Source organism: Streptomyces sp. NPDC001532, from assembly GCF_040298625.1.
Taxonomy (GTDB): Bacteria; Actinomycetota; Actinomycetes; order Streptomycetales; family Streptomycetaceae; genus Streptomyces.
In genome coordinates this window covers 68,908-87,510 of record NZ_JBEPAL010000015.1, presented here as the reverse complement: position 1 = coordinate 87,510, position 18,603 = coordinate 68,908, and the positions used below count along the sequence as shown (strand labels likewise).

The window sequence follows — 18,603 nt, the reverse complement described above, 5'->3', positions numbered from 1 at the left end:
CTCGGTGTGCGGGGCGGACGCGCCACGGCCATGGCCGGCGGCCGGCGCCGAGGCGGGTTCAGGACACGCAGCCCTGCGCCTGCCCCGCCGCCGGGAACCAGGACGTGAGGAACGCCAGGAGAGCATCCCGGCGTTCCTCGGTCTCCGAGGGGACCGGGTCCTCGCTCTCCAGCTGGACCAGCCCCACGAACTCCCGCGGCGCACCCCGGTAGGCGCACTCCGCCGCGGCCTTGGCTCCGCCGTCCGCCACCGCGGCCACGTCCCCCACCCCCTCGACGAGAGCCGGATCACCGAGCCGCCGAAGCCCTCGGTCCTCCAGGGACACCACGTCCGTACCGCGGTCGGTGACGTCCCCCGAGAGGTAGAGCACCAGGGAGTCGTCCACGCTCACCCGGCAGGAGACGCTGCCTCGGCCCTTGTCGGTACGGCTCTGGGTGAGCCTCGCGCCCGCGGGCAGCAGTGGTGAGAGCGCGTCGGCGTCCACGCGAACGCCGCACACCCGGTCGGGTACGGCGTAGTCCCGGGACCGCGACTCCCCGCACCCGACCAGGGCGACGGCCAGCAGCCCGGCCAGCACGGTCGGCCCGGCCGCGGCGGGCGCACGCGTGCCGCGGCACCGGGCTCGTCGTGCTGTCACTTGCCCGCCAGCCCTTGCGCCCGGTTGTTCCCGTCGAACGCGGCACCGTTGATCTCGTCGGTGACCGTGTAGCGGTTGGCGCCGTCCAGGTTGCCGGCGTTGGCGCTGATCCACTCGTCCGCCAGCGCCTGCAACTGGCGCTCGCGCGCCGTGAAGGTGTCGCCCTTCATCCGCTGGTTCTCCTCGTTGATGCGCTGCTCCTCGTCCTGCTTCCAGGCCTCCACGGCGATGCCGACCCCCTTGTCGACGACGGGACCGGCCACGGGGATGTAGCTCACCGCGGCGCCGACACCGCTCTCGACGAGCTTCGCGGTCCAGGTCGGGTCGTCCTTGTCGACCTCCAGCGCCTGGTAGCGCGCCTCCTCCAGGAAGCCCATGGTGGCGCCGGCCCGCAGCAGGGTCTCGCGCGGGTCGCCGGGCCTGTCGTGGTGGATGTCCCGGATGATCTCGTGGGTCAGGCCTTCGTTGAGCATGCCGTACGCGGTCTGGTCGCGGGAGATCTGCTTGGTGACCTCGAGCAGCTGCTTGCGGTCCACCTGGCGCGGGTCGTTCTCGTCCGTCGCGTGCGCGCTCATGGTGTGGTGCACGGAGTCGCCGTGGTTGGAGAGGACCTTGGCCATGTCGTCGCGGAACTCGGCCGGGAAGTCGTCCTTGGACTCGGCGAGGATCGCCAGGGACCGGTCGAGGACGCGGCGATGGTCGCCGCTGTGCTCCACGAAGCGGGCGTTCGGGTCGTTCGGGTTCATGCCCGTGGCGGCGGCGACGAGCGCCCGGCCGGTCGCGTCCCTGGCCTCGTTGGGGCCGTCCGTGAACGGGCTGTCGTCGAAGTACGGCCGCTCCTTGAGCACCCACCGTGCGTTGTCCTGCGGCTGGTCGTCCTTGAAGAACTCGGTGGCGGCGTCCGGGCTGTTGGACAGGGCGGTCATGAAGCCCGACATCGCATCGAGCCCGCGCTCCTCCCCGATGAAGTTCGTCTTGAACGTCGGCTCCATCTGGTAGAGCCGGTCCGGGATCTTCATCTCCTTCTCCATCGCCACGAGCTTGTCGCCGTACCGGCCCAGGAACGCGTCGTCGTAGTTCCCGGTCCGCATCAGGTTGCTCATGATCTGGAAGCCGTAGGCGTCGCCGCCGCGCTGGGTGAAGCGCTGATCGCCCAGCTGGATCATCTCGTCGGTCCAGGTCCGCATGGCGGCCGAGTCGGACCGGGTGGCGCCGGCCAGGGTCATGCCGAGGTTCCTCTGGAGGTCGTCGAGCTGGTCGAGGCGGGCCCGCTGGAGGCCGCCGCCGTCGGTGCCGTCGGACATGTCGGCCCAGAAGTCGAGGGTGCCGCGCGGACCCATGGTCGTCGCGAACTTCTCCTGGAACAGCGGGTCGCTCCCGTGGGCGGCCAGGATGCGGTTGACCTCGTCGAACTCCTCGGGCGACATGTCGTCGCCCTTCTTCATCAGATCCGCGGCGCGCTGGGCGTCCTTCAGCGACTGCGCCGCCGTGTCCCGGTCCTTGAACGAGGCGTCGGAGAAGCCCGTCTCGGACTGGCCGACGATCGTGTTCAGCACCTCGGCGGCCGTGTTGTCGCTGGTGGTGGCGTCACTGAGGATCTTCTGCACCTCGTCGCGCAGTGCGGTCACGTCCTGCGGCGTGTGCTCGGGCGGAGTGTGCCCTGCGGCGGCGCGGTCGGGGTGGACGTTCATGGTGACCGTGAAGGAGCCGTTGCCGGTGTCCATGACGGTCAGGTTCTTCTTGAGACCGTTGCCGATGGCCGTCTTCAGCCGGTCGCGATGGCCGACGAGTTCGTCGTGGGTGTCCTGGAGGATGTTCCGGATGGTCTTGGCCTGGTTGCAGGCGTCGGAGAACTCGCCGGCCGTCTTGGTGATGAACTGCTTCGACACCTGCGAGTTCACACCGGTCCAGTTCGCCTTGTCGGCGAGCCCTTTGAGGCCGTCCGAGGCCTCTTTCGACAAGGTCTCCAGGTGACTGACCAGCTTGTTCCAGTCGGCGATCGCCGTGGACAGCTTGCCGAACTCGCCGAAGCGCAGGGTGTTGAGGTTCATCGGCCCTCCGGGTTGTCCGGGTTCTCGTCGAAGCCCTTGTCGAGGTCCGCGAGGGAACTGAGCTGACCGACGATGTGGTACTCGTCGCCCTGGTGCACCTTGCCGGAGAACTCCATGTGGTTGGAGATGTGCGCGCACGCGTCGATCAGCGATCTGAGCTGCTTCTCCCACTGCTGGTCGACGCGTTCGAGCGCCCCGCCGAGCGCGAAGCCCTGCGTCTTCAGATCGGTGGCGGCGCTCCCGGTGCTCGCGTCCGCGACCTTCCCCTGGGTGCTGAGCTTGTCGAACAGCTCGAACGCCCGGTCGCCGATCGCCGCCAGATCGTCCTGGCCGACGGTCAGGTCACCGTGCGAGGTCTTGCTGGTGCCGCCGCTGCCGCTGCCCCCGTCGGGCGGGAGCTGGTTGAGCCGCATCCCGGTCGACTGCTGCTGCGCCGCCTCCGCTTTGAGCTGTTCCCACTCGTCCCACGCCATGGCCCCCGTCGCTCCCTCGCTCGGCTCGTCGTGTGTGTCGTGTCCGTCGGGCTCGGCCCGCTTCCTCTCCACAGTGGACGCCGGACAGCGGCGGTTGGCTGCACGCCCTGCACTTTCTCCACACGGATTTCCCAAATCCCCGACGGAGGGCGCTGCGGGGAGGGCGCGTCCGCGTGAGAGAGCTCCCGAACGGGGGAAGTCATACCCGGCCGACGAAAGCCCAGCCCCGTACCGGAGGGAGCCGTCCATGCGTGTGGCCGTGCCCAGTGGAACGCTCGGTCGACCCCGGGACGCGCGATGACCGCCCCCGCCGCCGACCACCTGCTCGACGACGCCCGTGCGCTGCTGCCGGAGATCGTCGCCGTACGCCGCCGCGTGCACCGCACCCCCGAGCTGGGTCTGCGGCTGCCCCGCACCCAGCGCACCGTGCTCGACGCCCTCGACGGACTGGGGCTGACGGTGACCACCGGCAAGCGGCTCAGCTCCGTCGTCGCCGTGCTGGAAGGCGCCCGCCCCGGGCCCGCCGTCCTCCTGCGGGCCGACATGGACGCCCTGCCCCAGCAGGAGGACACCGCGCTGGACTTCGCCTCCGAGGTGCCCGGCGCCATGCACGCCTGCGGCCACGATCTGCACACCGCGATGCTCGTCGGCGCGGCCCGGCTGCTCGCCGCGCGGCGGGCGAGGCTGGCGGGGCGGGTGGTGTTCATGTTCCAGCCGGCGGAGGAGACCGACGGCGGAGCCCGGCACATGCTCGACGAAGGGCTGCTGGACACCCCGAACGGCGCGGGCGTCACCGCGGCCTTCGCCATGCACGTCACCACCCGCTTCGAGAGCGGCACGGTCCATCTGCGTCCCGGCCCGACCTTCGCCGCCTCCGACCAGATCCACCTGACCGTCCGCGGCCGCTCCGGACACGCCTCGTCGCCGCACACGACCCTCGACCCCGTCCCGGTGGCCTGCGAGATCGTCCAGGCCTTGCAGACGCTGGTGACCCGCACGGTGAACGTCTTCGACCCCGCCGTGATCACCATCGCCTCGATCCACGCCGGTACGACGACGAACATCGTCCCGGAGACCGCCGAACTGCACGGCACCTTCCGCACCCTGAGCCCGCGGACCCGGCAGCGCGTGCGCGAAGGCATCGCCCGGGTCGCCCGCCACGTGGCCGCCGCCCACGGCGCCACGGTGGACATCGACCTGACCGAGGGCTACCCGCCCGTCGTCAACGACACCGAGGCGGCCGTGACCGTCCGCGACACCGCCGCCCGGCTGCTCGGCGCCGACCGCGTCCATGAACTGCCCGAGCCGTTCATGGGCGCCGAGGACTTCTCGTACGTCCTGCGCCGAGTGCCCGGCGTGATGGCCTTCCTCGGCGCCCGCCCACCGGGCGTCCCGGCCGAGGACGCGCCCGACTGCCACTCCAACCGCGTCGTCTTCGACGAACAGGCCCTCGCCACGGGCGCCGCCCTGCACACGGCGGTGGCGCTGGCCCATCTGTCCGGGTAGCCGCGTACGAGGCACGGCTCGGCGCGGCGGACCGCCGGCTTTCGTGGACATGGTGAAGGACCGTCAGACCGGCTCTGGGCATGCGGATGTCCCGAAGGGGCAAACGAACAGCTCAGAGGTGAGGAGGGCGTGACCACCATGACCGTGGAAACGAACGAGAGAGCGATGTCCGGACAGTGCGCTTCCTGCGGCGGCACCGCCGCCGCCGATCAGGAGGACCCGCCGGAGACGCCCCGCGAGCGGGTCAACCGGCGATGGAACGAGATCATGCAGGAGACACGGGTGGCGCAGACCGGTGTCCAGATCCTCTTCGGATTCCTGCTGAGTGTCGCCTTCACGCCGCTGTTCCACGACCTGGGCACGTTCGAGCACGTCGTGTACGTCACCACGGTGGTGCTGGGGGCCTCGGCCACCTGCTCGTTGATAGCCCCGGTGTCCATCCACCGCTTCTTGTCCGGTCAGCGCATGAAGGACGAGATGGTGGAGATCGCGCACCGGCTCATGATGTGCGGCATGGTGCTGATGGCGCTGACGATCGGCTGCACCCTGCTCCTCATCCTCCACGTGGTCGTTCCCGGCCTCTGGGCCGAACTCCTCGTCGGAGCGGTGATGCTGTGGTTCGGGCTGTCCTGGTACGTCCTGCCGCTCTGGCTGCGCCACCGCGCCACCCGGCGGATAGCCGAGCAGGACGCCTGCCGGTGAGGACCTTCGCGGCGCGCACCGCGTAACAGCGGGCAGCGGGCTCCGGAGCCCCGGATGGGAACATGCGCGCACTCCCGCCCACCATGCCACGCGCCCCGGATATGCCCCCGTCGGCCGGGTAGACGCTAGTCACCCACGGCCGGGAAGGAGGAGGGTCATGTGTCGTTCACCGTGGCCGGCGGACGCGGTCGACGTCGAGTCCGGCTTCGCCGAGCGGGTCGCCGACGCCATGGCCCGGCCCCGCCGGCGCGTCACCTCGCCGAACGCACGCGACCGGCCCGGACCGGTCTCCATGAAGCCCTGAGGCTCCATGCCCGCCAGGTCGGGGTAGCCGGACCGGAGGAGGGGTCGGCGGATGCACTGTTGTCGTTTGACAACAATAGCCGTGAGGCAACAGAGTAACCATGTCGGACGTGCGCGGGGAAGGACCTGGAATGCTCCGGTGGACGGAGAACGCTCCGTGTGCTGGTCGCCGTCACCGAACGGCGACGGCGACACCGGCGCCGCCGACCGGCCGTCAGGCGGTCTGGACGCCGGAGTCCGAGGCATCGTGGTGTATCTGTGTCGCCGCGGTGGCGCAGAACGCCTCCAGTCCCTCCAGCAGTGCGATCCGCTTGGCGGCGGGCATGTCCCCCAGTACTTTCCGCAGCTCCCGCTCCCTGCGGTGGCGCAGCTCGGCGAGGAAGGCGCGGCCCCGGCTGCTGAGGTGCAGCCGTACCTCGCGCCGGTTCTCCGGGCTCACCGCCCGTTCGATGAACCCCGCGGCGTGGAGCCGGTCGCACAGCCGGCTGGTGGACGGCGGGGTGGACGCCAGGGATTCGGCGAGGGTGCGCAGGTTGATGCCGTCGTGGTGTTCGAGGGTGTGCAGCACGCGCAGCTGGGACGCCGAGGCGGGCGCCGTGGAAGCCCGGCCCCACACGACTTCCAGCAGTTCGACGGCGGTGGTGGTCATACGCGCGACCTCGTCGGGCGCTGGGTGGCGGCGGAAGGCAGTCACGGTCACACTCTCGCAGGCACTGGGGTGTCTGTCAGCGTACTAGGCGCGCCCGCTGTCCACGGGTGACCCAAGGTGACCGGTTCGGCTCGTACATGAGCCAGGCCTCGTGAGTGAGGTGTCTACGTTGTCCGGCAGAAGACAGGTGTATTTCTCGCTATGAACAGATTTGTGACCGCTGAACGCGCTCTGCGGACGGCCGCTCCCCATGACCTGCTCGACGCCATCCGCGCCGTACTGATCGAGCAGTACGGCGCGGAGGACGTCGAGCTGCTGATGGCCGACTACGGCCTGAGCGTGCTGCAGCCGGTGTCCGTGCTCCCACACACCCTGGAACCGGTCTCGGTGCACGGCAGTCCGGCGGGCCGGGCCTTCGGCTCCCAACGGCCCTACCGTGAGGAGAGACGGGACGGGCGGGTGCGACTGCATCTGCCCGTCAGCGTGCGCGGCGACCGGGTCGGCGTGCTGTCCGTGACCCTGCCGGGACCCGAAGCCGCGGGCCGATGGGAGCCGGAGCTGGCCGAGATCGCCGATGTGCTCGGGCGTGAGGTGTTCGTGGCCCAGCGCGACACGGACCTGTACCTTCAGGCACGGCGCAAGGACCGGCTGACCCTGGCCGCCGAGATGCAGTGGCAGCTCCTGCCCGGCCGCGCCTGCTCCCGTCCCGAGTACGACCTGTCCGCTCAACTGGAGCCTGCCTACGCCATCTTCGGCGACAACTTCGACTGGTCCGCCACCGCCGACCATCTCGTGCTGTACGTCACCAACGGCATGGGCGAGGGCATAGAGGCGTCCCTGCTGACGAGCCTTGCCATCAACGCGCTGCGCAACGCGCGCCGGGCCGGGATCTCCATCGCGGACCAGGCGGCACTGGCCGACCAGGCCATCTACGCCCACTACCGCGGGCGCTGTTATCTGTCCGTCCTCATGTTCGACTTCGATCTGGCCACCGGCAGGGCGAGCGTCGTGGACGCGGGCTCTCCGCAACTGCTGCGATTGCGCGGCGGCACAGTGGAGCATGTTGCCTTCGAGGCGCAGTTGCCGCTGGGCATGTTCGAGGAGACGGACTACGTGGCGCAGGAGTTCCAGGTGGAGCCGGGCGACCGGCTCGTCTTCGTCAGCGATGGTGTGCACGCGGTGGCGTCCCCCAAGGGAGAGCCCTACGGGGACTCGGCCCTCGCCCGCGCCGTCCATTCCACCCGCCTGCTGCCCGCCGCCGATGTGCCGCGCGCCATCCTGCGCGAACTGACCGGGCACCGCGGCGAGGCCGTGGCGGACGACGACGCCCTCGTCGTGTGCCTGGACTGGCGGGGAAGGCCGTCCACCGAGGACGGAGACCCGGCCCGGATGTGACGATCGCGTGTTGTTCACCTCATGTCCTCGCGCTAATGTTTGCCATGTGGCAATAATTGTTGGATGACTTGCCGTCAGGCAGCGCGGGGGCTCGCAACAGGGAGACGATGTAAGTGGCGGAGCACGACACAGCCCCCCGAACCATGCAGGAGTTGAGCGGCTTCCTGGAGCGGCGCCGTGAACAGATCGCCCAACGCTGGGCGGACGCCGCCCTGTTCCGTACGGTCTTCACCGTCTCCCGCGACGAGGCGGTCGAGGCGTGCAAGGCCGTGGTGGACGCCCTCGGCGAAGTGGCCCGCAGCGAGCGCCTCGAGGACGTCGACGCCCCGGGTTTCGGCACCGTGAGAGACCAGCTGGGCCGGATGGCCGCCTCCCGGGCCCAGGCCGGATTCAGCCCCGCGCAGATCGCCGTCGAGGTCGCCGGCCTGCGCGAACCCGTCACCTCGCTGCTGCGCGCGGAGGTCGACGACCCCACCGACGAGAAGGCGCAGGAGTGTCTGCTCGCGCTGACCGTACTGATGGGCACCCTGCGGCTGGTGGTCATGGAGACGACGGTCAGCGCCGGCGAGGAACTGATCGCCCGGCAGCGCCAGCAGCTCATGGAAGTGGCCACCCCCGTCATCAAGCTGTGGGAAGGCGTCATCGCCGTGCCGCTGATCGGCACCCTGGACAGCGCCCGCAGCCAGGTCGTGATGGAGAACCTGCTGGAAGCGATCGTGGAGCAGCGAGCCCGCTACGCCATTCTCGACATCACCGGAGTGCCGACCGTCGACTCGCTCGTGGCGCAGCATCTGATGAAGACCGTCGCCGCCGCCCGGCTGATGGGCGCGGAGTGCATCGTCTCCGGTATCCGTCCCGCCATCGCGCAGACCATCGTCCACCTCGGGATCGACCTCGGTTCGATCATCACGCGGGCCGGCCTCGCCGACGCCCTCGCCCACGCGCTCGCCCAGCAGGGCATCGTGGTCTCCGCCCGACCGGCCGCGGGAGCGACCGCGCGGTGACCGGCTTCTTCGCCGCCCGTCCCGACCCGGTGCCGGTGCTGACCCTGGGAGACGTCCTGCTGGTCACCCTGCAAGGCGCGTTGTACGACGAGGCGGCCGAACAACTGCAACAGGACATCACGCACCGCATCGCGAGCAGCCCGGTACCGGTGAGCGGCGTCGTGATCGACATCTCCGGCGTGGAGCTCGTCGACTCCTTCCTCGGGCGCATCCTGGCCGAGATCGCCGCGAGCGCGAGCCTGCTCGCCGCACGGACGGTGCTGGCCGGCATGCGGCCCGCCGTGGCCATCACCCTCGTCGAGCTGGGCCTCACCCTGCCCGGCCTGGTCACCGCCCTGGATGTGCAGAGCGCCCTGTCCCTGCTGGGCCGCACCACCGCGGCCGCCGGAACCGCCCGTCCGGAAGTGGGTGCGTGATGCGTGTCCCACTCGCCCCGACCACGCGCCTGCCCATCGGCTCGGACGCGGATCTGGCACGGGTGCGGCAACAGGTGCGCCAGGCGGCGGCAGACCTCGGCTTCGGCCTGGTCCAGCAGACGAAGCTGGTGACCGCGGCCAGTGAACTGGCCCGCAACGCCCTGGTCCACGGCGGCGGCGGACATGTGGAGATGACACCGCAGCGGGACGGCGCCGACCGCGGGCTGCAACTGTCCTTCGTCGACACGGGCCCCGGCATCCGGGACATCGCACTGGCCATGACCGACGGCTACACCACCGGCGGCGGCCTCGGCATGGGCCTCAGCGGCGCCAAGCGCCTCGTCAAGGAGTTCCACCTCGACAGCCGGCCGGGCGAGGGCACCACGGTCACCATCTCGGAGTGGGTGACCGGTCTGCCTTCGCCCCGCAGGGGAGCGTCATGAGCAGGGTCTGGGACATCCCGGTTCCCGAGAGCACCCGGGTCCGGGACGTCCGCGTCGCCACGGAGACAGCCTGCGGCCTCGCCGGACTGGACCCCCAGTCCACCGCCGCCGCGGCGCTGGTGGCCACCGAGCTGGCGACCAACCTCGTCAAGCACGCCAGCGGCGGCCGCGTCGTCATCAACCTGGTCGATCCCCCCGACCCCGTCCCCGGCGCCGGCCCCTGCGTGCAGATCGCCTCCCTCGACCACGGACCGGGCATACACGACGTCGAAGAGGCGTTCCGGGACGGCTACACCACCGCCCCGTCCTCGCTGGGCGCCGGCCTCGGCACCTGCCTGCGCATCTCCGGCGCCTTCGACCTGCACAGCCGCCCGGACCGCGGCACCGTCGCCGTGGCGCGCGTCAGCCCGGCCCCGACCTCCCACACCCGGCAGGCTCCGCCCCGCGCCGGAGTACGGGCCGGCGGGATCAACGCCTCGCTCGCCCACGCCGAGCACTCCGGGGACGCCGTCACCTGGGCCCGCTCCGGATCCCTGGTCACCCTGCTGCTCGCCGACGGACTCGGCCACGGCGACAAGGCGGCCGAGGCGTCCACCGCCGCCGTGGAGGCGCTGCACCGGATCGCCGACCTGCCGCCCGCCGACATCCTGCGGCACCTGCACGAAGACCTGCGCGCCACCCGAGGCGCGGCCATCGGCGTGGCACAGATCGACGAGGACGCGGCCCGGCTCTCCTACGCCGGTGTCGGCAACATCGGCGCCAGGCTCCGCACCGACGACGGCTGGCACGCCCTCATCTCCCACCCGGGCATCGTCGGGGCGCATTTCCCCGCCACCGTTCCGCAGCACCGGTCGGCCTGGCGGGCGGACAGCCTGCTCGTCATGCACAGCGACGGACTCCCCAGCCGCTGGCTGCCGCCGGACGATCCCCGGCTCCTGACCCACGACCCGGCCGTGACGGCGGCGGTGATCCTGCGGGACGCCGGCAGCGCCGCCCGCCCCTTGCGCGACGACACCAGTGTGGCCGTGCTGGCCCCGACCCACCGGACGGACGTCCATGACCGAAACCCCTGACGTCTGGAAGATGTCGTCGGTCACCGATGCCGCCCGGGCGCGCGCCGCCCTGGAGCGCATCGCGACCGACGGTCGAGCGCCCGCACGGGAACGGGCCCGCTTCCTCATCGCCCTCACCTCCCGACTGCGCCACTGCCTCGACCAGGGCGGAGAGTGGGAACTCCGCCTCGACATCCGCCGCGGCACCGCGACCCGGGACCACCACCTCGACGTCTCGCTACGGCCGACCGGCACGGCGGACTCACCCGGCTCACCCGGCTCGACCGGCCGCGCGGATCAGCCCCGGCTCAGCTGCCCCCTGCCGCACCCGCCCGCCGAGGACGCCCTCCGCTCCGCCCCGCCGCTGCACGAGGCGTTGCTGCACGCCGACGACAACACCGAGGCCCTGCTCGACCTGCTGACGGAACAGGAAGACCTGGTCCGGCTGCACCGGGAGGAACTGCACCACACCAACCAGGGCGTACTGGCCCTCCACTCCGAGCTGGAGGCCGCGGCCGGATTCCAGCGGGAGCTGCTGGAGGCGGAGCGCACCGCGCGCGCCGAGGCGGAGCAGGCGCGGCGGCTGCTGACCTTCCTCGCCGACGCGAGCGCCGCCATCACGGTGTCGCTCAGCCACACCGCCGTACTGCGCCGCCTCTCCGACATGCTGATCCCGGACTACGCGGCCCACCTCGACGTCTGGCTCTTCGACGAGGAGAACGAAGGCGACGACGGACCCGCGCAGCGGTCCAGGGAGCACTCCGCGGCCGCGGTGGCCGCCGCGCGCACCGGCCGTCCGCAGCACGCCGCGCCGCATCCCGGCTTCCTGCCGGGAGTCGACGACCTGCCGGCCTCGGTCCTGTCCCCGGAGCGACCGCTGCTGGCGATCCCGCTCGTGGCGCACCGCCTGCTCGGTGTCGTCACCCTCACCGCGCCCGGCCCGCGCTTCGACCCGGACGCCTCCGTGATGCTGGTCGAACTGGTGCGTCGCGTCGCCGTCGCCCTGGACAACGCCCGCAGCTACGAGCGGTACCGCGACACCGCCGAGGCCCTGCAGCGCGCCCAGCTCACCGAGCTGCCCGCCGCCTCCGGCCTGCTCCTGACCGCCCGCTACCTCCCGGCGGCGTGGGGCATGAACATCGGTGGCGACTGGTACGACGCCTTCCTCCAGCCCGACGGGAGCCTGCTGGCCGTCATAGGGGATGTCACCGGCCACGGCCTGCACGCCGCCGTCGTCATGGGTCAGCTGCGCACGGCGTTGCGCGCCTACGCGATCGAGAGCAACAGCCCGGGTGAGATCCTCACGCGGCTGCACCGCATGCTCCGCCATCTGCAGCCGGAGCTGTACGCCACCGCGATGATCGCCCGCTTCCGCCCGGGTGAACCACAGGTGGTCTGGTCGTCGGCCGGGCACCCGCCCGCCGTCGTGCGCGGCGCCGACGGCACCGTACGCGTCCTGGACACCAAACCCGGAGTCATGCTCGGCATCCCGGTGGAGTACGAGTACGAGGACCACCGGGCCGACCTGCCCGTCGGCTCCTCGCTGGTGCTGTACACCGACGGTCTGGTCGAGCGCCGGGCGGAGGGCATCGACCGCGGTATCGAGCGCCTCGGCCAGGCCCTCGGAGCGCTGAGCCCGCCCGAACTGGAGCAGGACCCGGACGCCGCCGCCGACGCCCTGCTCAAGCCCCTGCTGCACGACTCCGAGCGCGACGACGACGTCTGCCTGCTGCTGTGCCACACGGTGGCGCCCACGGACCGGAAGCGGGGAGAGGAGGAGCCCGTGCCGTCGGCCCGCACCGGTCCGCCCGCGAGCCGGCGTTCTCGCGGTAGCGTGGGAGGCCGCCAGGCGAGAGGGTCGATGCCGTGACAGCCCCTGAACCGCTTTCGTCCGCGGAAGCCCGGCTTCGCGCGGCCGAACCCCACGCGCTGGTCGACACGGCCCGCCGTCTCCTCGCCGAGCTGGTCGGAGCGCGGGAGATGACGCTCCTCCTCGCCGACTACGGACTCAACGTGCTGCAACCGGTGTCCGACCTGCCGCACACCGGCGCGCCGGTCGCCGCCGACGACGGGCCGGCGGGCAGCGCGTTCGTCCAGCAGAGCCCCGTGATCGAAGTCCTCCCGGAACCGGGCGCGCACCTGGTGCACCTGCCCATCACCGTGCGCGGCGACCGGCTGGGCGTGCTCTCCGTACGTCTGGCCGCCGGGGCCGCGGATCCCGAGACCGTGCTGCGGCTCGGCGAGTTCGCCACGGCACTCGGCCACGAGGTCTCCACCGCCGACCGCGACACCGACCTCTTCCTCCAGGCCCGCCGCGTCCGCCGCCTCACGCTCGCCGCCGAGATGCAGTGGAACCTCCTTCCCGGCCGTGGCTGCGCCCGCCAGGAGTACGTCATCGGCGCCCACCTCGAACCCGCCTACGCCATCGGCGGTGACAACTTCGACTGGGCCACCAGCGCCGACCGTCTCGTCCTCACTGTCACCGACGGCATGGGGCAGGGCATAGAGGCGTCCCTGCTCACCAGCCTCACGGTCAGCGCCCTGCGCAACGCGCGCCGCGCGGGCATCGATCTGGCCGATCAGGCCTGCCTCGCCGATCAGGCCGTCTACGCCCAGTACGGCGGAAAGGTGTACGCCTCTACGCTGCTGATGGAGTTCGATCTCGCCACCGGAGCGGTCCGCGCGATCGACGCCGGCTCTCCCCAGTTGTTCCGTCAGCGGGCCGGCCGCACCGAACGAGTCGAACTGAACGCGCAGCTGCCGCTCGGCATGTTCGAGGAAACCCTGTACGAGGAACAGATGTTCCATGTCGAGCCGGGGGACCGCCTGTTCGTGGTGAGCACCGGTGTGCACGCGACCCGCTCCGCGACCGGCGACCTCTTCGGTCAGCAGGCCCTGCGTCAGATCCTCGGCGCCACCCGCTCCGCGTCACCGCACGAGGCGGCACGCGCGGTCGTCGCCGGGCTGGTCGAACATTTCGGCAGCAGCGAACTGGCGTCCGACGCCGCGGTGGTGTGCCTGGACTGGAAGGGCCGCTGAGGCCGTCCCCGGCGCAAGATGCGGGCGAGGGTCGGCCCGGTCGTCGTGGCCGGGTCAGGTGGTGGGCGACGGGCCGGGCCCCGGCCGGCCGGGCGCGCGTCGGGAGTCGTCCTGAGCGGAGAGGAAGGCCCGCATGCCCCGGCTCAGGGCCTCCAGTTCGGCCGGCTCCATGGCCGCGAGGACCACGGCCAGCGCCCGCGACCGGCGGTCGGCCACCTCGCGCAGCACCTGCCGGCCCTGCCCCGTCAGATTGAGCTGCACCTCGCGGCGCTTGCGGGGGTGGAGCACCCGCTCCAGCAGCCCGGCCGCCTCCAGGCGGTCGCACAGCCGGCTGGCGGTCGGGAGTCCTATCTCCATCCCCTCCGCCAGGGTGGTGAGATTGAGCCCCGGTTCCGACTCCAGGATGCGCAGGGCCCGCAGTTGGTGCGGGGAGAGCCGCATGCTCGCCTTCTGGGCCGCCTCCGACCACAGGTTGGACAGACCGTCCACGGCGTCGGCGATCTCCAGCGCGAGGGACCGGGATTCGTCACCCGGTCCGCTCGCCTGGTCGTCCCCGAAGCCGTTGAGACGAGTCACGAACCCATCACTTCCAGCAATCGCCTGCCCATGCGGATACCACCCTCATTCAAGCGCGGTACCCGAAGAGCCGCTGAGCAAGCACCGCCGACCGTGCCATCGTAGGAACGTGGGACGGACGGAAGTACTACATTTCAGTGGGCAACCACCGACGGATGGTCGACTGAGGGGTCCGATTCCCGCGCTCCTCGGCGTTTCCCGCCGCTTCACACCGGCGAAACGTCACGCATCAGCCTAGGTGACGCAACGGGCGCCGCCCTCCTGGTTGGAGCGGAGCGTCGCGGGCAGCCGAGTATGCAAGCGGAGCGTGAAGCAGGCGGGAAAGGTGGGGACGGCCCTGTCCGAAATTCCTTCGGTCGAGAAGACCCACTCAGGTCGCTGCCTGGTGGCGGAGTTCAGCGGCGAAATGGATTTCCTCACGGAACCGTCGTTCCGTACCGAGTTCTTCCGGCTGCTGGACGAAGGCGACCGGTTCATCGTGCTCGACCTCAGCGGTGTCCCCTTCTGCGATTCCGCCGGACTGAACGCGCTGCTGGCGGTGCGTCGGCGCGCCGTCGACACCGGTACGCGGCTGGTGCTGGCCGGTGTCCAGGAGCAGTTGCGGCAACTGCTGCACATCACCGGCGTCGACGAGATCCTCGACGTGTACGACTCCGCGCCGCAGGCGGTCGAGGCGCTCGACGGGTGACGCGGCCGCGGGCCACTACACCGCCGCCGCGTCCCCGGCCGGCGTAGGCCGTGCGCCGAGGGCGGCCTCGTCCGCCGGGTAGGCGGCGGCGAAGGTGAACGCGCGGGGGGACGGCCCGTGCGCCCGGAGGTCGGCCAGCCGGTCCAGGGCCTCCCGCACGGTCGGGAGGTGGCCGGCGGGGACCCACCAGAGCACGAGGTGCGCCTCGACGTGCCGTTCGAACCACTCGCGCCGACGCCGCATCACCTCCAGGTGCCCGCTGCGGTAGGTGAAGTCCCACAGGGCTTCCCGCGTCTCCCACACCGACAGGTTGACGATGACGTTCTCGCCCGCCGGGCGCAGGCCGGTGGCGTCTGCGGCCCCCTCCTCCACCAGCCGCCACACGAAGCCGGGCGCGCCGTCGGCGGCGGCGTTGACCGAGTCGAGCATCTCGGCGAACGGGGCGATGCGCGGATCGTCGAAGGGGTGGAGCAGGGTCGCGATGTTCAGCTGGGCGAGGTGGGCGGCATGCGTGGATGCGGTCATGACCTCATCCCAGCACGCCCCGCTTTTCTATGTCAATCGCCATTGTTTTTAGAACTCTCGATCACCACGCAGCACTCTCCCGGCCTGGCGTCCATACGGGCGCGGACGGGACCGTCCGTGCCGAGCAGGCCCTCCAGCAGCGCGAGGTTCATACCGCAGACGAGCGGCGGGAAGCGCTCGGCGACGGCGTGGAAGGGGCAGTTGCGCATCCGGACGACCTGCGCGGCCGGCCCGGTCGCCGCCGCGCTGCCCGTCGCGCCTGCCGTGACTTCGGTGTCCTGGACGTCCTCGGCACCGTCGGCCGGTTCCAGGTGTGGTTCGTAGCCGCGGGCGGCCAGCATCTGCATGGCCTCGTCCAGGCCGGCGCAGGGTGCTTCCGAGCCGCGCAGGGCCTCGCCCCGCCGGTGCGCGGCCGCGTTGAGCCCGGCGTCCAGCCCGGCCGCCTCGGCGGCTTCGGCCAGCAGCTCGGCGGCGGTGCGGTAGTCGCGGGCGGGCAGCGACACCGACCGCTCGGCCCGCGCCCGCGTGTACACCTTGGCGGGCCGGCCCGCCCCCGGCCCGGAGCGCCCCGTCAGGCGGCGGCTGCCGCTCTCCAGCAGCCCCGCCTCGGTCAGTCTGTCGAGATGGTGCGCGGCGAGCGTGCGGGTCACTCCGGCCGCCTCGGCGGCCTCGTTGCGGCCGACCTCGCGGCCCTGCGCCGCCACGTACTCGTACAGCCGGCGTCGCACCGGATCCTGCAGTACCGCGATCGCGTCGATGTCCTTCACCTGGCCATTCTAGGAACAACACAGGTTGGAGATAGAAGAGACCTGTCTGCCGGTCCCGCCCAGGCCCCGCTCAGGTCCCGCTCAGGTCCCGCTCAGGTCCCGGTGAGCCTCGGTCTCCGCTCGGTCTCGGCTCACTCGTGCGAAGGCGGGGGAGAGGGCGGGGCGGAGCGGAACGAGTCCCAGTCGGCCCGCCCGCCCGCGCCCAGGACTCCCACGTCGCCTCCGAGATCCGTGGTGGACCGGGCCCGCAGTTCACGCCGGGTGGCCCGGGCGACCAGGGCCGGGAAGACGGGCCGCAGCGGCTGGCACCAGCGCAGCCACGGCGGCGCGTACACCTGGTGGGCGCGGTGTGCGATACCGGTGGTGAGCCACTCGGCCACCTGAGTGGGGGAGTGGACGCGGCGCGCGAACCAGGGCTGGTTCCGGCGCAGAGCGCGCAGCACGGGGTGGTCGTCCATGCCGCTGATCATGTCCGTGCCGGTCCAGTGCAGATAGGCGATGCCGACCGTGACGCCGTCGGGTTCGACCTCGCCGCGCAGGGCCCGGGCGAAGGACTCCGCACCCGCCTTGGAGGCGCAGTAGGCGCTCATCATGGGCGCGGAGCCGAACGCGGCGGTGGAGGCGATCTGGAGGAAGTAGCCGCCCGAGCGGGTGAGCTGGGGAAGGAAGGCCCTTGCCGTGTTGGCGGCTCCGACCAGGTTGACGTCGATCACGCGCTGCCACAGGTCCGCCTCGGTCTGCCGGAACGGCCCGCCGATCGCGATACCGGCGTTGGCCACGACCACACCGGCCGGGCCCAGCTCCGCCTCGGTCAGCCGTGCGGCGCGCTCCAGCGCCAGATCGTCGGTGACGTCCGCCTCGACGCAGACGCTGGGTGACGGCAGGGAGGCGGCCACCCGGCGCAGTGACGTCTCCTCGCGGCCCAGCAGCGCGAGCCGCATCCCGGCCTCGGACAGGCGCCTGGCGAGCGCCTCGCCGACCCCTCGGGCGGCCCCGGTGACGACCGCGACGCGGCCCCGCAGCACGATGTCGTGGTCGGGCTTGCGTACGCCAGGTCGGCTCATGTCGCGGTCCTCGTCCTCGTCGGCCACAGCGAGCAACGGCTCACCGACAACGGCTAACACGACAAGGCACCGGCTCGCACCCCGGCCACACGCGCCCGATACCGCCGTGAGCGGGGGCGACGGGACCGTGGCCGGGGGCGGCGGCCGGACCGCTCAGCCGACCCGCAGCGAGTCGATCAACGTGTTGATGTCCGGCCGGAGGTCGTTCTCCGTCTCCGGCAGATCGATCCAGAGCACGGAGGCACGCGGACGGCCCGTGTCGACCACGACGACGGTCGACAGATCCATGTTCGCCTTGACGCCGTACTTGCGGAAGTGCATCTCGCGGATCAGCACCCACGCCTTGTGGCCGTCGACGGTGAGGGGCTGGGACGCGATGTCCCGTCCGTGGGTCTCGCCGTCGACGAACGAGTACTCCTGACGCTCGTCCTGGACCGCCGCGGCCAGCTTGCGCAGCGGCTCGGACCCGGTGGCCTGCTCCATCAGGTCACCGTCGACCAGGCCGGAGCGTACGGTCGCCTCCCACGTCGCCTCGGTGTCGAAGCTCTGCTTGCGGTTGAAGCCGTCGAGCAGGGGATCGGTCGCCCGGCTCCTGTTCCACTTGCCGCCCAGCTCCGCGTAGGAGAGGCGCGCGTCGGGGTCGCTCACCCGGCCGAGGACCGGCGAGCCCTTGCCCGGGTACCGCTCGACGTCGACGACGTCGGTGAGCCGCACCTCGTCGGGCAGCGGAGCGGCGCCAGGAGTGAGCGACGGGACCGGTACGCCGGGCAGCGGTTCGTCCGCACCGGCGGTGCCGGAGCACTGGGCGCTCGCGTACTCGCCGCTCGCCTTGGACTGCTTCACGACGACGCCGTCGGCGAGGATGGTGCACATGACCTTCCCCGCCCCGTGCTGGTGGCGGTTCTGCGCCTGGAGACTGAGCGAGGCGTCGCGTTCGAAGTCGAAGCTCATCCGGAACGGCAGGACGGTGGCGTCGTGGTTCTCGCTGCCCTCGGGGGTGGTGTAGCTGATGTCGGCCGAGGGTCGGTCGCCGGTCACGATGTAGGTGATCTCGACCTTGCCGTCGTCGCTCGGGCCGGCGGCCCCGCCCGGCTTCCCGTCGTCCGGGGAGCCGCCCAGCGTGACGATCATCAGGATGATCTGGACGCACGTCAGAAGGGCGCCGAGTGCCAGCAGCGGCCCGGGGACACGGCCGAACGTGCGGCGCCCGGCGCTGGACAGGGCACCTCCCGAGGCCGCCGTGCCCGGGGCGTCCGTGGTGTGCGTCGCGCCTGGCGCGTGCGGTGTACCGGTGTTCTCCCGCATGTCGTCCG

The 18,603-nt window shown here is 71.5% G+C and carries 20 protein-coding genes; 11 read left to right on the top strand and 9 right to left on the bottom strand.

The window, feature by feature from the left end; all coding sequences use genetic code 11:
* Positions 1 to 58: 58 nt before the first annotated feature.
* Genes ABT232_RS16565 through ABT232_RS16555 form a run of 3 tightly spaced genes read right to left on the bottom strand, consistent with a single transcriptional unit; the run spans position 59 to position 3,161 of the window.
* Positions 59 to 637 carry a hypothetical protein gene (locus ABT232_RS16565; RefSeq protein WP_351840612.1) on the bottom strand — a complete coding sequence of 193 codons (579 nt, stop codon included), beginning with the start codon at positions 635 to 637 and terminating at the stop codon, positions 59 to 61.
* Positions 634 to 2,688, bottom strand: a complete 2,055-nt coding sequence (locus ABT232_RS16560; RefSeq protein ID WP_351840611.1) for a DUF6571 family protein — start codon at positions 2,686 to 2,688, stop codon at positions 634 to 636. The genes ABT232_RS16565 and ABT232_RS16560 overlap by 4 nt, the downstream gene beginning before the upstream one ends.
* The gene (locus tag ABT232_RS16555; protein WP_351840610.1) at positions 2,685 to 3,161 is read right to left on the bottom strand and encodes a hypothetical protein; all 477 of its coding nucleotides are present in this window, start codon (positions 3,159 to 3,161) and stop codon (positions 2,685 to 2,687) included. Before ABT232_RS16555 ends, ABT232_RS16560 begins: the two co-directional genes overlap by 4 nt.
* Positions 3,162 to 3,458: 297 nt before the next feature.
* Between ABT232_RS16555 and ABT232_RS16550 the strand changes: the two genes are divergently transcribed.
* The 3 genes from ABT232_RS16550 to ABT232_RS16540 all read left to right on the top strand — a co-directional run bounded on the left by ABT232_RS16550 (position 3,459) and on the right by ABT232_RS16540 (position 5,673).
* Positions 3,459 to 4,667 carry a M20 metallopeptidase family protein gene (locus ABT232_RS16550; RefSeq protein ID WP_351840609.1) on the top strand — a complete coding sequence of 403 codons (1,209 nt, stop codon included), beginning with the start codon at positions 3,459 to 3,461 and terminating at the stop codon, positions 4,665 to 4,667.
* 165 nt (positions 4,668 to 4,832) lie between these two features.
* The gene (locus tag ABT232_RS16545; protein ID WP_351840666.1) at positions 4,833 to 5,369 is read left to right on the top strand and encodes a DUF6328 family protein; all 537 of its coding nucleotides are present in this window, start codon (positions 4,833 to 4,835) and stop codon (positions 5,367 to 5,369) included.
* Between the two features lie 157 nt (positions 5,370 to 5,526).
* Entirely contained in the window at positions 5,527 to 5,673 is a 147-nt protein-coding gene (locus ABT232_RS16540) for a hypothetical protein (RefSeq protein ID WP_351840608.1), read from the top strand.
* A 213-nt stretch (positions 5,674 to 5,886) separates the two neighbouring features.
* Here ABT232_RS16540 and ABT232_RS16535 read toward each other — a convergent pair whose 3' ends face one another.
* The gene (locus ABT232_RS16535; RefSeq protein ID WP_351840607.1) at positions 5,887 to 6,321 is read right to left on the bottom strand and encodes a MarR family winged helix-turn-helix transcriptional regulator; all 435 of its coding nucleotides are present in this window, start codon (positions 6,319 to 6,321) and stop codon (positions 5,887 to 5,889) included.
* Between the two features lie 201 nt (positions 6,322 to 6,522).
* Between ABT232_RS16535 and ABT232_RS16530 the strand changes: the two genes are divergently transcribed.
* The 7 genes from ABT232_RS16530 (at position 6,523) to ABT232_RS16500 (ending at position 13,670) form a co-directional block, all read left to right on the top strand.
* Positions 6,523 to 7,716, top strand: a complete 1,194-nt coding sequence (locus ABT232_RS16530) for a PP2C family protein-serine/threonine phosphatase (protein ID WP_351840606.1) — start codon at positions 6,523 to 6,525, stop codon at positions 7,714 to 7,716.
* Between the two features lie 143 nt (positions 7,717 to 7,859).
* On the top strand, positions 7,860 to 8,720 hold the full coding sequence (locus tag ABT232_RS16525) for an STAS domain-containing protein (protein WP_351840605.1): 861 nt from the start codon (positions 7,860 to 7,862) through the stop codon (positions 8,718 to 8,720).
* Positions 8,717 to 9,136 (top strand): STAS domain-containing protein, encoded by a 420-nt coding sequence (locus ABT232_RS16520; RefSeq protein ID WP_351840604.1) that lies wholly within the window; start codon positions 8,717 to 8,719, stop codon positions 9,134 to 9,136. Before ABT232_RS16525 ends, ABT232_RS16520 begins: the two co-directional genes overlap by 4 nt.
* The gene (locus ABT232_RS16515; RefSeq protein WP_351840603.1) at positions 9,136 to 9,579 is read left to right on the top strand and encodes an ATP-binding protein; all 444 of its coding nucleotides are present in this window, start codon (positions 9,136 to 9,138) and stop codon (positions 9,577 to 9,579) included. Before ABT232_RS16520 ends, ABT232_RS16515 begins: the two co-directional genes overlap by 1 nt.
* Positions 9,576 to 10,652: a SpoIIE family protein phosphatase gene (locus tag ABT232_RS16510; RefSeq protein ID WP_351840602.1), complete on the top strand. Its 1,077-nt coding sequence runs from the start codon at positions 9,576 to 9,578 to the stop codon at positions 10,650 to 10,652. The genes ABT232_RS16515 and ABT232_RS16510 overlap by 4 nt, the downstream gene beginning before the upstream one ends.
* Positions 10,636 to 12,501: a PP2C family protein-serine/threonine phosphatase gene (locus ABT232_RS16505; protein WP_351840601.1), complete on the top strand. Its 1,866-nt coding sequence runs from the start codon at positions 10,636 to 10,638 to the stop codon at positions 12,499 to 12,501. Before ABT232_RS16510 ends, ABT232_RS16505 begins: the two co-directional genes overlap by 17 nt.
* Entirely contained in the window at positions 12,498 to 13,670 is a 1,173-nt protein-coding gene (locus tag ABT232_RS16500) for a PP2C family protein-serine/threonine phosphatase (protein WP_351840600.1), read from the top strand. The genes ABT232_RS16505 and ABT232_RS16500 overlap by 4 nt, the downstream gene beginning before the upstream one ends.
* Positions 13,671 to 13,724: 54 nt before the next feature.
* Here ABT232_RS16500 and ABT232_RS16495 read toward each other — a convergent pair whose 3' ends face one another.
* On the bottom strand, positions 13,725 to 14,246 hold the full coding sequence (locus ABT232_RS16495; protein ID WP_351840599.1) for a MarR family winged helix-turn-helix transcriptional regulator: 522 nt from the start codon (positions 14,244 to 14,246) through the stop codon (positions 13,725 to 13,727).
* A gap of 307 nt (positions 14,247 to 14,553) precedes the next feature.
* On the opposite strand from ABT232_RS16495, the gene ABT232_RS16490 reads away from it, so the two are divergent.
* A complete protein-coding gene (locus ABT232_RS16490; protein ID WP_351840598.1) occupies positions 14,554 to 14,934 on the top strand; it encodes an STAS domain-containing protein in 381 nt (126 codons plus the stop codon).
* Between the two features lie 15 nt (positions 14,935 to 14,949).
* Here ABT232_RS16490 and ABT232_RS16485 read toward each other — a convergent pair whose 3' ends face one another.
* The 4 genes from ABT232_RS16485 to ABT232_RS16470 all read right to left on the bottom strand — a co-directional run bounded on the left by ABT232_RS16485 (position 14,950) and on the right by ABT232_RS16470 (position 18,595).
* Positions 14,950 to 15,459: a DUF3291 domain-containing protein gene (locus ABT232_RS16485; protein WP_351840597.1), complete on the bottom strand. Its 510-nt coding sequence runs from the start codon at positions 15,457 to 15,459 to the stop codon at positions 14,950 to 14,952.
* 32 nt (positions 15,460 to 15,491) lie between these two features.
* Positions 15,492 to 16,226 (bottom strand): helix-turn-helix transcriptional regulator, encoded by a 735-nt coding sequence (locus ABT232_RS16480; protein ID WP_351840596.1) that lies wholly within the window; start codon positions 16,224 to 16,226, stop codon positions 15,492 to 15,494.
* Between the two features lie 131 nt (positions 16,227 to 16,357).
* On the bottom strand, positions 16,358 to 17,290 hold the full coding sequence (locus ABT232_RS16475) for an SDR family oxidoreductase (RefSeq protein ID WP_351840595.1): 933 nt from the start codon (positions 17,288 to 17,290) through the stop codon (positions 16,358 to 16,360).
* A gap of 153 nt (positions 17,291 to 17,443) precedes the next feature.
* Complete coding sequence (locus ABT232_RS16470) at positions 17,444 to 18,595, bottom strand: hypothetical protein (protein ID WP_351840594.1); 1,152 nt, start codon at positions 18,593 to 18,595, stop codon at positions 17,444 to 17,446.
* Between the last annotated feature and the right edge of the window lie 8 nt (positions 18,596 to 18,603).

Excerpts from the sequence above, each read along its gene's own strand:
- ABT232_RS16475 (WP_351840595.1), bottom strand. The coding sequence starts at position 17,290 with ATGAGCCGACCTGGCGTACGCAAGCCCGACCACGACATCGTGCTGCGG.
- ABT232_RS16535 (WP_351840607.1), bottom strand. The coding sequence starts at position 6,321 with ATGACCACCACCGCCGTCGAACTGCTGGAAGTCGTGTGGGGCCGGGCT.
- ABT232_RS16560 (WP_351840611.1), bottom strand. The coding sequence starts at position 2,688 with ATGAACCTCAACACCCTGCGCTTCGGCGAGTTCGGCAAGCTGTCCACG.
- ABT232_RS16470 (WP_351840594.1), bottom strand. The coding sequence starts at position 18,595 with ATGCGGGAGAACACCGGTACACCGCACGCGCCAGGCGCGACGCACACC.
- ABT232_RS16525 (WP_351840605.1), top strand. The coding sequence starts at position 7,860 with ATGCAGGAGTTGAGCGGCTTCCTGGAGCGGCGCCGTGAACAGATCGCC.
- ABT232_RS16510 (WP_351840602.1), top strand. The coding sequence starts at position 9,576 with ATGAGCAGGGTCTGGGACATCCCGGTTCCCGAGAGCACCCGGGTCCGG.
- ABT232_RS16545 (WP_351840666.1), top strand. The coding sequence starts at position 4,833 with ATGTCCGGACAGTGCGCTTCCTGCGGCGGCACCGCCGCCGCCGATCAG.
- ABT232_RS16505 (WP_351840601.1), top strand. The coding sequence starts at position 10,636 with ATGACCGAAACCCCTGACGTCTGGAAGATGTCGTCGGTCACCGATGCC.
- ABT232_RS16540 (WP_351840608.1), top strand. The coding sequence starts at position 5,527 with ATGTGTCGTTCACCGTGGCCGGCGGACGCGGTCGACGTCGAGTCCGGC.
- ABT232_RS16530 (WP_351840606.1), top strand. The coding sequence starts at position 6,523 with ATGAACAGATTTGTGACCGCTGAACGCGCTCTGCGGACGGCCGCTCCC.
- ABT232_RS16515 (WP_351840603.1), top strand. The coding sequence starts at position 9,136 with ATGCGTGTCCCACTCGCCCCGACCACGCGCCTGCCCATCGGCTCGGAC.
- ABT232_RS16485 (WP_351840597.1), bottom strand. The coding sequence starts at position 15,459 with ATGACCGCATCCACGCATGCCGCCCACCTCGCCCAGCTGAACATCGCG.
- ABT232_RS16550 (WP_351840609.1), top strand. The coding sequence starts at position 3,459 with ATGACCGCCCCCGCCGCCGACCACCTGCTCGACGACGCCCGTGCGCTG.
- ABT232_RS16555 (WP_351840610.1), bottom strand. The coding sequence starts at position 3,161 with ATGGCGTGGGACGAGTGGGAACAGCTCAAAGCGGAGGCGGCGCAGCAG.